The organism is SAR202 cluster bacterium (assembly GCA_016872355.1).
Lineage (GTDB): Bacteria > Chloroflexota > Dehalococcoidia > Lucifugimonadales > VGZY01 > VGZY01.
In genome coordinates this window covers 1-13,846 of sequence record VGZY01000076.1, presented here as the reverse complement: position 1 = coordinate 13,846, position 13,846 = coordinate 1, and the positions used below count along the sequence as shown (strand labels likewise).

The window sequence follows — 13,846 nt, the reverse complement described above, 5'->3', positions numbered from 1 at the left end:
CTTGTGCCGAGAGCCGGCATAATGCCACGAGAATGAACGCCTACACGCTGGGCAGAACCAGCGCTGTCGGCCGTTGGCATAGTGCCCGTTCTTCGAGAGCATGTGTGAACATTGCGGACACCGTTTTGGGGGGCCATGGGCACTCCTCAAAAACTTGATGATTTTTCAAAACCATGGTAGCCGCCTTACAAAGCCGTTGCCAGTCCATAGGATCACACATTTTCTGCAAATATGCCCGAAATGACAATATGGTTATTGGCCTTCTGTCGCAACTAACGGCATTTCGGAGTAAGCCATGTTCCCAACGAAAGAGATGGACAAAGTCGCGTCCGGCTTCAAGGGCCGGATGGGCTTTTATATTGAGGATCTTAAGAGCGGGGCCGTGCACATGTACAACCCCGACCAGCGCTTCCCCACGGCAAGCGTGTGCAAGGTCCCGGTCATGATTGAGCTCTACCGGCAGGTGGAAGCGGGAAAGCTTTCGCTGGATGACCGACGGATGCTGCGGGACGACATATCGTCTCACGGCACCGGCATGCTGAAACTGATGGTGGACCAGCCGGAGTTCACCCTGCGCGACTACTGCCGCATGATGATCTCCGTCAGCGACAACATGGCGACCGACATGGTCATAGACGCCGTTGGGCTTGAGAACGTCAACAAGACCGTCGAGTCGCTCGGGTTCAGCAACACGCGCACGAATATGAGCATGAGCGAGTGGCACTACGCTATTTCCGGCGTGCGGGACTGGCCCATTTCAAGGCGGAACAACCGCCTCGTACACGAGCGCCTTGTGGCCGGCAAGATTGATTTTACCGGCATGCCGTACACGGACTCGCTCGATAACAACGTGACGACTCCCCGGGAAATTGCCGCCATTATGAAGCAGCTGGTCCAGGGGAAGATCGTCTCAAAGAAGGCGTCTGAGGGCATGGTCGAAATGCTCAAGCTCTGCCGGGACCGCTCTGTGATCCCGGCCCAACTGAAGGCGGAAGTGGAGACTGCGCACAAGGTCGGCTTCACCCGCCGTGTCAAGGCGGACTCTGGAATCGTTTACTTGCCGAGTGGGCCGCTTGTCATCGCCGGTTTCACGCTCGCTTCGGAAGACCCCGACGGTGGAGACAAGGCGATCGCCGAGGTGGCGCGACTCGCAGTGCGCGCGTTATCGCCGGAAAGCGTATCGGCGTAGGGGCGTTCTGTGAACGCCCTCGCCGCCGACGCATGGGGTTGTTCAAACCATCATTGCGACCAAACCGGACGTTCATAGAACGCCATTAAGAGGTCTGGAGTCCCCGAATATGCTTTCACCTGAAACTCGCGCGGAAATGAAAGCCCTCGCCACCGGCTTCCGAGGGCGTATTGGCTTCTACATAGAGGACCTCACGACCGGTGAGCACTACGGTCACGCCGAAAATGAGCGCTTCCCGACCGGAAGTGTAATCAAGCTTCCCGTGTGGTAGAGTTGTACCGGCAGGTGGATGCGGGCACGATCTCTCTGAAGGACAGGCTTGTCGTTGGGCCCAACATTTCGTGGACGTTCGCCTCCGGCCACCTGAGAATGCTAAAGGACCGCCCTGAGCTCAGCGTGGGCGACCTTTGTCGGCTCATGATTTACGTTAGCGACGACATGGCCACCGATGTATTGATGGACCGGGTAGGTCTTTTGAACGTCAACGCTACCCTGGCAGGGCTGGGCATTGAGAACACCCGCGTAAACATGACAATGGGCGAGTGGCACTATCCCATGGTGAACATGGCGGGCCTGCCCACGAACGACGAGAACGACAAGAAGGCGCTGGCTTTCAAGCGTGCCGGCGTGCGGAACTACGACGCAATCTCCTACTCAGACTCTATCAAGAACAACGTGGCGTCTCCCCGTGACCTGGCAAAGCTGCTGCGCCTCATTCATGAGCGCAAGCTGGTGAGCGCGTCCGCATCCGACGGGATGCTGGAGATGCTCAAGTCTTGCCAGAACCGAAACATGATCCCGAAACATATCTCGGAAGATGTAGTCATCGCCCACAAGCACGGGTCCAGCGGGCGGATCAAAGGGGATGCCGGCGTCGTTTACCTACCTTCCAGACCGTTGATAATCACTGCTTTCGCATACGGCAGCGACGATAAGGCCGGCCCGCAGGACGCGATCGCCCGGCTCGCTTTCCTGGCTGTGAAGGCGTTCGCTTTCGATAAGGTCATCCAGTAAAGACTGCGGAGGGCCCTTCTCAATGAAACGACTCCTGATAACCGGCCCGCGAAAGGCTGTTTTTGAAGAGGCGCCCATCCCGGCATGCCCAAGAGACGGCCTCCTGGTCCGCGCGAACCTGACTTCGGTCAGCACCGGGACGGAGCTGCGGGTCTACCGCTTCATTCCGGTGGACACCGAGGGGAAGTTCATGCACGCCAACTCCCCGTTCGACGGCAGCCCGCAGGAGAACGGCTACTCCATGGTTGGGGAGGTCGTTGAAGCAGGCGCCGAGGTAAAGGGGTTTGCCGCGGGCGACCGTGTGTTCGTGCCGGGTTCGCACAAAGAGTACGCCGCGCTGCCGGCCCGACTGGCGGTCAAGTTGCCTGAACGGGTCCCTGACGAGCACGCCGTGCTGCTGAACATACTTGGCGTGGGGCACATCGCCCTGCGCGATGGCTCGCCTGACCCGGGCGCCAACGTGGCTATGCTCGGCCTTGGCGTGATTGGCCTGTCCGCCCTGGCTTACTGCGCTGCGTTCTCAATGCGGAGCGCCGCCATTGACTTCAGCGAGGCGCGCCTGGCCATAGCCCGGAAAATGGGGGCGACGGTCGCGATATCTCCGAAAGAGCCGGACTTCAGGAAGCGCGTCCTTGACCTTTTCGATGGGCAGGGCGCGGACGTCGTCATCGAAGCTGCCTCTTCCTGGGCGGCAATACAGACCAGCCTGGACATAGCGCGGAAGGACGGGAAAGTGGTCGTGGCTGCGCGGCACACGGATATCCCTACATTCAACGCTGTGGGGCACCCTTACCTCAACAAGCGCGTTTCCATTCGCACCTCCTACGGCAATGAGCCTGACGGCAGCCGCTGGGACAGGAATCGCTCTATGGCGCTCACACTCGACCTGATGACGCAGGGTCGTCTGCCGTTCCAGCCGATGGTGACGCACACCTTCAAATGGAGCGACCTTCCGGAGGTGTACGCGCGTCTGGACAGGGGCGACACGGATATCGTGGGCACAATAATTCGCTGGCGGTAACACTGGGATGCTTGTAGATATTCATACTCACCTCTACGGCGGGCGCAAGACAGTCGCCAACCTGCTGTCGCACCTGGACCTGTACGGCGGCGGGAAGTCTGTGGTCCTTCCGATCGCCGGCGGAGAGGTTACGGCTGTGCGGGACCACGCGTGGCCCAACGAGGAAGCCCTCGCGGCGGTGGACGAGAAGCCGGGACAGGTCTTTGCCTTTTGCCACGTCAATCCCTTTGATAGGAACGCGCTCGAGACGATCTCAAAGCTCCACGCCACCGGGAAGATCAAAGGCCTGGGGGAGCACAAGGTCAAGCTGCCGGTAGACCACCCGTACTCGATGGAAATGTACCGTCTTTGCGGCGAGCTTGGGCTCCCGGTGCTCATTCACTTTGACTATAGCGACCACCATAACTACAACTTCCCGGCGTTCGAGGGAGTATTGAAGGCCCTGCCCGGAACAACTTTCATTGGTCACGCCATGGCCTACTGGTCTAACGTCAGCGCGGACGCCGATTCGGACTACAAGTCGCCTGCCTTCAAGGACTACCCCGAAGGGAAGGTTGTCCGTGGAGGGCTCACGGACCGCTGGCTGTCGGATTACCCGAATCTCTACGGCGATCTCTCCGCCACTTCCGGCTTCAACGCGATGGCGAGGGACGAGGAATTCGGCGCGGAATTTCTGGCCCGCCACCGAAAGAAGCTGATGTGGGGGTCCGACTGCCCATGCCCGGAAGGGAAGGGGATGGTGCAGCCTAACGGCAAGTTCAGGCAGTGCCTCTCCGAAAGGATGCTGCCAGTGCTCAGGAAGCTCTGCAGCTCGAAGGCGCACTACGAAGACATCACATGGCACAACGCGGAGCGTTTGCTCAAGATCTGAAATCCAAGGAGCCTGCACATGACACAGTCCTACTCGAGGATATTCAAGCCTGAAGGGGTGGCCCCTCCTGGAGGCAAGTACAACCACGCCGTCAGGGCGCGCGGCGGCGAGTTCCTGATCATCGCCGGTCAGATTGCGACAGACATAGACGGGAAACTTGTGGGCGCGAGCGACGCGGGGGCGCAGACGAAGCAGGTCTTTGCAAACCTGGACGCCATATTGAAGAGCGCCGGCGCGTCCTGGGACAACGTTGTGGAGCTCATGTACTACATCGTCGGCCGCAAGAACGTCCAGCCGTTCATGGACGCCCGCACAGCCATCTTTGCCGAGAAGTACCCGAAGGCGAACTATCCCACGGCGACGCTTCTGGTCGTAGAGGGCCTTGCCCGCGAGGAGCTGTTGGTGGAAATTTCCGGCGTCGCGATTTTGCCGTAAACAAGGAAGCAACCATGATCTACGACGGACACGCATACATAATTCAGCGGCCGGACCAGAACGGCGGGTTCGACAGCCCATCCGAGTTCTGGCAGACCCTCCAGATGTACATGGCGACGGCGCGCCAGCAGCCCGCCTGGCGAAAGCGCGACCGCAAGCCCGCCGACTCCAGCGGCCTGGTGGACCCGAAGGACACGTGGAACTACAAGTCGCTCAAGAACGCCAATTTCCGGGCAGGATCTCACGGGCAGGTTGAGTGGACCGTCGACAACGAGGACTATGTAAAGCAGGTCCTGCCGACCTACATCCGCGATCTTTCGTTCGGCGCGGACGACCTGGTGGCGGAGATGGACTATGCCGGCGTGGACAGGGCTCTGTTGCACCGCACGCCGTACATGAGCCGCTCCAACGAGTTCATTGCCGCGGCGTGCAAGCTCTACCCGGACCGCATCCAGGGACTTGCGATCGTCGAGGAGTGGCTGATAGACGAGGACCCCGCGTACTGCATCAAGAAGATTGATCGGGCCGTGAAGACGCTTGGCCTGCACGGCCTGCAGTTCGCCGCGCAGCACCGGCCGCAGCACGGGAAGGACGAGGACTGGGACTCGGCGAAGGCGCGGCCGTACTGGGACGCCGTGGCGGCGCTTGGGATCCCGGTATTCTTCACGCTGGCCGGCGTTACGACGGGGCAACACTATCGCGAGATGGACCGCCTGCGAAAATGGATGCAGCGTTATTCGAAGACGAAGGTCGTCAAGACGCACGGCTTCGACTACCGCAGCTTCATTCAGGGCGACAAGGTCATAGTGCCCGATGACCTTATCAAGGCGATTCCATACGACGCGCCGAACTTTGAGGGCTTGCAGGTGCTCTTTTCGGTGTTCCTGCAGAGGAGTTTTGACTACCCCCTCCAGCAATGCAAGCCCGCTATGGAGAAGTTCGTGAAGCTCATCGGCCCCAGGAAGCTCGTCTGGGGTACGGATGTGCCGATAGGCAACCTCTTCTGGACATACAAGCAGAACCAGGACTATGTCCGGAAGTACATGACCGACATCCTGGGTCCTGCCGAAATGGCCCTGGTGATGGGCGACAACATGGAGAGGATAATGAGGGCATAATTTTCCTGACGCAACGATGGCCTTATGTTGAGTGTTGTGCTAGACTGCCGCATTAGCCGAAAACCATAACCGAATCTCGGAGGCGCATAATGAATTGGAGCCAGAGACTTTTGGTTACTAAGTGGGTAGGGGGCGTTGGCGGAGCGTTGCTCATAATCCTTGGCGCTCTGGTTGGCTCAGGTTTTGGTGGTTTTTTGGCTTTTGTTGGGGTGCTGGGGGTGCTTTGCGCTATTGGCGCAGCCATCGCCAGCAAGTTTGTTCATAGTTGGCACAAGGCGGGGTCGGTCGGCAAGGGTGTGCGCGTCTGGCACGAATAATTAACCCACTGTTGGCGAATAGCATTGGTGCTTGCGATTGCTCCGAGTCGTCAATTGCCAATATAAGACAGATCGCCGGACCCAAATAGTTACCGTATGTTCACCTCCGGTGTAATCCTGGCCCTCACGTACGTGGGGCTGGTCTTCACGCGCCTGCCCAAGGTGCCGCTGGACCGGCCCTTCGCTGCGTATACGGGGGCGGTGCTGATGGTCTTGCTTGGCGTGCTCACGCTCGACCAGGCGGTCTCGGCGATCGATTTCAATACGATCGGCCTGCTGCTTGGGATGATGCTGCTCGCGGTGGTGCTCAAGCAGGCGGGCCTCTTTACCTTCCTGGCCGTGAAGTCCGTAGCGATGGCGAAGTCTCCCGGCAAACTGCTTGTTGCGGTCATCGTTGCGAGCGCGGTGGGCAGCGCGTTCCTTGTCAACGACGTCGTAGTGCTCCTGTTCACGCCTGTGGTTATCCAGGCGTGCCGTCTGCAGAGAGTAAATCCGGTGCCGTTCCTGACAGGGGAGGGTATGGCCTCCAACATCGGCTCCGCGGCGACGATCGTCGGCAACCCGCAGAACATGCTTATCGGCGTCACGTCCGGCATCTCCTTCGCCCGCTTCTTTGCACACCTTGCGCCTGTTGCGGCCGTCTCGCTCCTGATACTCCTGGCTGTGATGTGGCTCTTCTACCGGAGAAAACTGGGCATGCCTCCAAAGCCCGGTGAGGTACCGATGCAGGGCGGCAGCACGGAGAGCGCCGCGCCGCCGGAGATCGACTACGCCGCACTGTGCCGCTGCATCCCGCTTGTGGTTGCCGTCATCGCAGCCTTTTTCGCCAGCTCGGTGATAGGCGTGGGGGTCCCCATAATCGCCCTGACGGCCGGCGTGGTGGCGATAGTCATGAGCGGGATGAAGCCCTCACAGGTTATCCAGCAGGTGGACTGGGTGCTCCTGCTGTTCTTCGCCGGGCTGTTCGTCGTAATCGGCGGAGCGCGCCACACTGGCCTGCTCGACATACTGCTCGAACCGTTGCAGGCAGAACCGAGCCTTGCCGGCATTGTGTCTCTGCACCTGATAAGCGCGACTGTGTCGCAGGTGGTCAGCAACGTACCTCTCACGGTGCTCCTGATTCCGCTGCTGGAGGACGTGCCGGGAGACGTGCTGTGGCTCAGCCTCTCATCCGCGGCGACGCTCGCTGGGAACGCCACCATCATTGGCTCAGTAGCCAACATCATCGTCGCGGAGCAGGCATACAAGGACGGCGTGCTGGTCGGCTTCGGGGAGTTCCTGAAAGTAGGGCTGGTCGTCACTGTGCTCACGCTGATTGCCTCAGTAGGAATCATCCTCTTCCAGTACGAGATGGGTTGGCTGATTTAGGGAGAAGGGGGCGCGGCCTGACCGTACTTGCGCGGCAACCAACTTACACATAGAATTATCCGGGCCGCTTTCACGGGCGTGTCGGGAAAGCGCTGCAGCGGCCCTTCGCGACGCAAATCCTGAGGGGAAGAGACGGGGGAAAGAGCGTACATGGACGTTACCATCTGGCATTACGTAATATTCACGGCGGCAATTTTCGCAATGCTCGCCGTCGACCTGGGCCTGTTCCACCGCAAGGCCCACTCCGTAAAGTTCCGCGAAGCGGTGATGTGGTACTTTGTGTGGCTAACGCTGGCCGCCATTTTCGCGGGGTGGATTTTCTGGCAGGGTGGCTCAGACAAGGGCGCGGAGTTCGTGACGGGCTACGTCATCGAGCTTATGCTCAGCGTAGATAACATCTTTGTGTTCCTGGTCATCTTCTCTTACTTCAAGGTCCCATCGCAGTTCCAACACCGCGTCCTCTTCTACGGCATTCTTGGCGCGGTCTTCATGAGGGCGGCGTTCATCGGTCTGGGCGTCTCGCTCATCAACATGTTTGAGTGGACGATCTACATATTCGGCATCTTCCTCGTCTATACCGGCATCAAGCTCCTGATCCGCAAGGAGGGAGAGGTCGACCCGGACCAGAACCCGATGGTGAAGATTGTCCGGAAAGTGATTCCCGTCTCCGGCGAGTATGACGGCCAGAAGTTCTTCACTCGCAAGAACGGTGTCCTCATGATCACGCCGCTCCTGCTGGTCCTGCTAGCGGTGGAGAGCGCGGACGTGGTGTTCGCAGTTGACTCCGTGCCTGCAATCCTGGCCATAACCACGGACCCGTTCATCGTGTGGACATCCAACGTCTTCGCAATCCTTGGACTCAGGTCGCTCTTCTTCATCTTCTCGGACCTTGTGAGCACAATCCGTTACCTGAAGTACGGCCTGTCCGTCATGCTCACTTTCATAGGCCTCAAGCTGCTGGCACACGACATCTACCACATGCCCACATACGTCTCGCTGGGCGTTGTTGTCGGCGTGCTCGTCATCACTGTTGCTGCCTCCTACATCATCAAGCCCTCTGAAGCTGATGCTCACGCCCACGGCGGCAAGTCCGATAAAGAGCCGGCGCAGGATAGCCACTAGTTTACTTTCGACGGAAATCGCATATGATTACACAAGTCAATTTTGGGGGTAGGAAAAAGAAGGTATGGAATTAGTTTGGGTCGTACCCATCGCGGGCATCGCCGCACTAGCCTTTGCTGCCTGGCTTGCCTACGACGTCCTGAAAATGGACCGGGGCAACGTCGCGATGCAGGACATTGCAAGCCGCATCGTGCAGGGCGCCATGGCGTTCCTGAATCGCCAGTACCGCACGATCGCCATCCTTTCCGTTGTGGCGGCGGTCATCATCGGCGGCCTGCTGTACTGGCTGGGACATACGGACGTCGATAGCAACGGCGTGATAGACAGCGCCGACAAGATTGGCCTGGCATGGCGCACGGCAGTTGCGTTCCTCCTTGGAGCGTTCTGCTCGGCCCTTTCCGGCTTCATTGGCATGTATATAGCTGTACGTGCCAACCTCCGCACCGCTGCGGCGGCCGCTGCGGGCAGCTTCAAGGGCGCAGTTAATGCCTCGCTTCGCGGCGGGGCCGTTTCCGGCTTCCTCATCGTCGCACTCAGCCTTATCGGCGTGGCGGTCATCTTCTACGCCTACGGCGGCGGCGACGTCACCAAGATGGAAGTCGTCCCGTTCCTGATCGTCGGCTATGGCTTCGGCGCCAGCTTCGTGGCCCTGTTCGCGCAGCTCGGCGGCGGCATCTATACCAAGGCCGCCGACATGGGCGCGGACCTTGTGGGCAAGGTGGAGTCCGGCATCCCTGAGGACGACCCCCGCAACCCGGCGGTAATCGCCGACCTGGTCGGCGACAACGTCGGCGACTGCGCGGGCCGCGGCGCGGACCTTTTCGAGTCCACGGCCGCTGAGAATATCGGCGCGATGATTCTCGGCGTGGCGGCGTTTGTCGCAGCGCGCAACGCCGGCCTCCCGCACCCCGAAGTCTGGGTGCTGCTGCCGCTGGTAATCCGCTCGTTCGGAATCTTCGCTACGATCATCGGCCTTTTGACTGTAAAGGCGGACGAGAAGAAAGACCCGATGGCCGCCCTGAACAACGGATTTTACGTGTCAGTAGTCCTCTCCGTCATCGGTCTGGGGACCGCCACGTATTTCATGCTCGGCGACCTGGTGCAGAATACGTGGTGGATCTTCGGAGCTGGCCTGGTCGGCATTATCACCAGCCTGCTGTTCGTCAACGTTACCCAGTACTACACGGACACCAAGTACAACCCGGTGAAGAGTATCGGTGAAGCCTCCCGAACAGGTCCCGCGACCAACGTGGTTGCGGGTATCGCAACGGGCCTGGAGACCACGGCCTCGGCGGCCCTTATCATCGGTGGCGCGCTACTCGTTTCGTTCTGGCTGGGCGACCAGGTCAAGCTGCCGGACGGCACGCCTCTGCCGCACGGCGGTCTCATCGGCACGGCAGTGGCGACCATGGGCATGCTCATGACCGCGGCGTACGTGCTCGCGATGGATACCTTCGGGCCCATCACGGACAATGGTGCAGGCATTATTGAGATGTCCGGCGGCGGTGAAGAAGCCAGGGCGATTGCCGACAGGCTTGATGCCGTGGGCAACACGACCAAGGCTGTGACCAAGGGCTACGCTATTGGCTCGGCCGGTCTGGCGGCATTCCTTCTGTTCAGCGCGTACCTGGACGAAGTGGCCAACCTCCTCACCGACAAGCTAGGCGTCCCGACCGCATTTAGAGTTGTAGACCTGGCCAAGCCTGAGGTGTTCGTCTCGGCAATGCTGGGCGTCATGCTCGTCTTCCTGTTCAGTGCCCTTACGATGCGCGCGGTCGGCCGCACCGCCGGCGCGATTATCGAAGAGGTCCGCAGGCAGTTCCGCGAGAACCCCAATATCATGGCCGGCACCGAGAACCCGGACTATGCCCGCTGCGTGGATATCACCACCAAGGCTGGTCTCAGGGAGATGGTCCTGCCCGGCATCCTTGCGGTTGCCGCTCCCATCGTGGTCGGCGTAGTGATGAAGTGGCAATACGGCGGCAGCAACGGCGCTGAGGCCGTCGCCGGCTTCCTGATGGTCGGCACCATCGGCGGCATAATGATGGCCACGTTCTTCAACAATGCCGGCGGCTCGTGGGACAACGCAAAGAAGCTCATTGAGTCCGGCGGCCTTATTGACCACGCCACAGGGAAGCCGCTCAAAAAGGGCACGATGGCGCATGGAGCAGCGGTCGTCGGCGACACGGTTGGCGACCCGTTCAAGGACACCACCGGCCCGTCCCTGCACGTTCTAATCAAGTTGCTTGCTACAGTAACGCTGGTTATGGCGCCCCTGTTCATCTAGGTCGCGCTTCGGCCATTACGGCCAAACAACACGGCCCCCGCAGTCAGCGGGGGCCGTGTTGCTTTCCCTGATCCGTCCATGTCGCTATTCGATGCGGGTGCCGCCAACCAGGTGTGAATGGTGCAGGAAACCACACCGCCAGGCCAATGGCCCGTCGTCTCTCGCCCATGCAAAGTCCATTGAGGGTAGGGCGCCGGTGGTCCGCTAACCGAGGGTCACGCGCTCGGGGACGTATCTATATTGCTCTCTGCCGGTGCGGGTAATGAGGGCCGTGGCCAGCGTCAGCGGGCCGATATCGCCGACGAACATCGTGACGATGATGATGAGCTGTCCAGGTACAGATAGCGTTTCAGTGACACCGCTTCCGAAGCCCACAGTCCCGAAGGCGGAGACTGCCTCGAAAAACAGCGTAATGAAACTGGCGTCGTGCTCCAGGAAAGACAGCACGAAGGCGCTGAAGAATACGTAACTCAGCGCTATGGCCGCAATGCCCGCAGCGCGCATGACTTGTTCCTGGGGCACCTCTCGTCTGAAAGCCGTGGTGCGCGACCTGCCTCGGAGGGAGGACAATACCGCCAGGAAGACAACCATGAACGTATTGACCTTTATGCCTCCACCTGCGGATGCGGATGCGGCTCCTACGAACATGAGCCCTAGAAAGAAGAAGTTGGTCTGCTGCTGAGTCTCGCCGAAAGAGATGGTCTGGAGGCTGGCTGTGCGGGCGCTCACGGCGTGAAAAACCGCAGTAACCGTCTTGTCCTTAATCGACATTGGGCCGAGCGTCTGAGGGTTAGTGTACTCGCCCGAGAAAAACACGAGTGTGCCTGCGACCGTCAGAAGCGCGAAGGCGCTTAGCACAAGTTTGGTGTTCAGGCTAACCCGGTGGAATCTCCGGGCGCGTCCCAGGTCCGCCATGACCCAGAAACTTATGCCGCCGAGCACGATTAGCGCCGCGAAAATTCCGAGCGTCCAAATGTCCTTGCCCAGTTCCTGAGATGCAAGGCCACCTTCGAAAGGCAGGATAACGAAGCCCCCGTTGTTAAAAGCCGAAACGGAGTGGAATGCGGCCTGCCAAACCGCCTCCCCCAGTGGCAACAGAAAGCTGAACCTAACGGTCAGAAGCACAAAGCCGACTGCCTGAATCGCAACGTACACCATAATAATCCGGCCAAGGAGTATTGCCAGCCCACCGAATTGCGATACTCCGATCGACTCCTTGGCCACCATACCTTGCGCTATGGTCGCTCTGCCTCCCCCAAACATAATGAGGAGGAAGGAGGCCATCGTCGTCAGGCCGAGTCCGCCGACGAAGATAAGGACCATAGTGATCAGGTGGCCGACGGGGCTCCAGTAAGACGAACTGTCGACAACCGCGAGGCCCGTGGTAGATGCCGCGGAGGTTCCTGTGAAGAACGCAACCATGAAAGGCGTCCAGCCCGGGCCGTTGTGGGATACGGGCAGCAGGAGCAGCAGGGTGCCGATCAACACCAGGGCGGCAATACCGTAGACGAGCAGCAGGGGAGTGGCGAGCGCGCGTGAGGGAGGCTTGCGCTCCTCCACCTGGATGTGGACGGGCGACGTCTGCTCCACCCTTGGGCGGTGGACGACGCTGTCTGCCGGCTTCTTACGCCAGGGTCCGTTCATTGGTTGCCGTTCACGCACCTAGTCCTTGCGCCGGCCAGGCGGCGCCTCACAATTCTAACCTGTGCGCGCGTTTTGATAAATCCGCGGCTTTTGTCCGTTTATCCTTACTATGGTGGATCCCTACAGTCCACCGAGGAAACGGCGTATTCATATTCCCCACATTGTGATAGCATGCGCGGCCACAACGTTGAAGCTTGCCGTGCATGGACGATCGCCGGAACTACGAATCATGTGTTCACTGTGTTACTCTTCGCCGAAAGGGGGGCCTAATGGCGTCCGCTGCTCGTTTCAACACACTTCTACTGCTCGTGGCTGCGTCCGTCCTCGTGCTCGCGGAAGGTTGCGGGGAGACACCCGACCCATTCTCGGGCGTGGCAGCACGCACAGCAACGCCCCAGGGGGCCACGGTCGATGCAGACCGCTCCCTAGGCGCAATGACGACGCCCGGAGCTGGACAGCAAGGGGACGGTCGGAGCCTCGACGTTCAGAAGCTCGGCACCCTTCGCTTAGCCCAGTGGGACTCGAAGGACATCGACTTCCTGAACAATCTGGCCGGTTACATTATCGTCCACGGCTACCTGTACAAGGTGGAGCTTGTGGACGTGACTGTGCCGACATATCAGGCGGCATTGACGAGCGGCAATGTGGACGCGGTCTTTATCTCATCAAAGAGCAGTTCCGCAGACTGGTACAGCGAGAATACAGGCGCCGGCGTAATAAAAGACGTTGGGAGCGTATACAGTGAGGGTGCCGACAACCGTATAGTCGTGAGGGCTTCCCTCGACCGGTCTGCCCCGGACCTTGCTGAGTTCTTCCGAAAGTTCAACACCGGAGACGCCATGATCGCCGACTTCTCGGGAAGCATAACCACGGGTCGCACCGGCATTAAGGCCAATGTCGCGGCACTGACTTTTCTGAAGAACCATCCCGAGATATGGCAGCAGTGGGTTCCGGACAACGTATCAACAAACGTTAGAGCAGTTATTGCCGCGGGCAAGACCAGCCTTCTGGACCGCACTTGCATACCTGACGGTGGCTCAGGAGGCCCTGGCGGCAATAACTGCGGCACCTGAATCAGAAATAGTTTGACAGTTAAAATAGAAGCCGCTCCGGATGTAGGGAGCGGCTTTTGCGATTCAAAACAGATGGTGAGCCGACTGGGAGTCGAACCCAGAACCTAGTGATTAAGAGTCACTTGCTCTGCCAATTGAGCTATCGGCCCATGCAATTCTAATGGACAGCCTGATTATTCTATCTTCCAGCCCAGCTTTGAGTCAAGCCGGAAGCCGTTCAATACCGCGCGAACGCCAATTCGCTAACAATCGGTTTTGAATGTCAATGCTCAATGACTTTGTCAGTCTTACTGCTCAGTGATTTTGTCAGTACGACTGGTTTTGGTTGAATCAGTCTCGATCTCCAAGGGTGATCTGGACCCGGCTTTCGATCCTTGGGCGAGGAGA

General features: G+C 59.5%; 11 protein-coding genes and 1 tRNA gene. 10 read left to right on the top strand and 2 right to left on the bottom strand.

Translation table 11 applies throughout. The features are described from left to right. Positions 1-295 precede the first annotated feature (295 nt). The 9 genes from FJ319_12620 to FJ319_12580 all read left to right on the top strand — a co-directional run bounded on the left by FJ319_12620 (position 296) and on the right by FJ319_12580 (position 10,742). Complete coding sequence (locus tag FJ319_12620; protein MBM3935120.1) at positions 296-1,189, top strand: serine hydrolase; 894 nt, start codon at positions 296-298, stop codon at positions 1,187-1,189. Positions 1,190-1,453: 264 nt separating this feature from the next. Further along, on the top strand, positions 1,454-2,203 hold the full coding sequence (locus FJ319_12615) for a serine hydrolase (GenBank protein ID MBM3935119.1): 750 nt from the start codon (positions 1,454-1,456) through the stop codon (positions 2,201-2,203). Between the two features lie 22 nt (positions 2,204-2,225). Continuing rightward, positions 2,226-3,224, top strand: a complete 999-nt coding sequence (locus FJ319_12610; protein ID MBM3935118.1) for a zinc-binding dehydrogenase — start codon at positions 2,226-2,228, stop codon at positions 3,222-3,224. A 7-nt stretch (positions 3,225-3,231) separates the two neighbouring features. Beyond that, positions 3,232-4,095 carry a hypothetical protein gene (locus tag FJ319_12605; protein MBM3935117.1) on the top strand — a complete coding sequence of 288 codons (864 nt, stop codon included), beginning with the start codon at positions 3,232-3,234 and terminating at the stop codon, positions 4,093-4,095. Positions 4,096-4,113: 18 nt separating this feature from the next. Then, complete coding sequence (locus tag FJ319_12600) at positions 4,114-4,530, top strand: RidA family protein (protein ID MBM3935116.1); 417 nt, start codon at positions 4,114-4,116, stop codon at positions 4,528-4,530. Between the two features lie 14 nt (positions 4,531-4,544). Beyond that, the gene (locus tag FJ319_12595; GenBank protein ID MBM3935115.1) at positions 4,545-5,648 is read left to right on the top strand and encodes a hypothetical protein; all 1,104 of its coding nucleotides are present in this window, start codon (positions 4,545-4,547) and stop codon (positions 5,646-5,648) included. A 413-nt stretch (positions 5,649-6,061) separates the two neighbouring features. Further along, on the top strand, positions 6,062-7,333 hold the full coding sequence (locus FJ319_12590) for an anion transporter (GenBank protein MBM3935114.1): 1,272 nt from the start codon (positions 6,062-6,064) through the stop codon (positions 7,331-7,333). 150 nt (positions 7,334-7,483) lie between these two features. Continuing rightward, on the top strand, positions 7,484-8,455 hold the full coding sequence (locus tag FJ319_12585; GenBank protein MBM3935113.1) for a TerC family protein: 972 nt from the start codon (positions 7,484-7,486) through the stop codon (positions 8,453-8,455). Between the two features lie 64 nt (positions 8,456-8,519). Next, a complete protein-coding gene (locus FJ319_12580; protein ID MBM3935112.1) occupies positions 8,520-10,742 on the top strand; it encodes a sodium-translocating pyrophosphatase in 2,223 nt (740 codons plus the stop codon). Positions 10,743-10,946: 204 nt separating this feature from the next. Here FJ319_12580 and FJ319_12575 read toward each other — a convergent pair whose 3' ends face one another. Further along, positions 10,947-12,386: a Trk family potassium uptake protein gene (locus tag FJ319_12575; protein MBM3935111.1), complete on the bottom strand. Its 1,440-nt coding sequence runs from the start codon at positions 12,384-12,386 to the stop codon at positions 10,947-10,949. Positions 12,387-12,655: 269 nt separating this feature from the next. On the opposite strand from FJ319_12575, the gene FJ319_12570 reads away from it, so the two are divergent. After that, the gene (locus FJ319_12570) at positions 12,656-13,459 is read left to right on the top strand and encodes a hypothetical protein (GenBank protein ID MBM3935110.1); all 804 of its coding nucleotides are present in this window, start codon (positions 12,656-12,658) and stop codon (positions 13,457-13,459) included. A 73-nt stretch (positions 13,460-13,532) separates the two neighbouring features. Here the strand turns inward: FJ319_12570 and FJ319_12565 are convergent. Then, a tRNA-Lys gene (locus FJ319_12565) sits at positions 13,533-13,608 on the bottom strand. Positions 13,609-13,846: the final 238 nt, after the last annotated feature.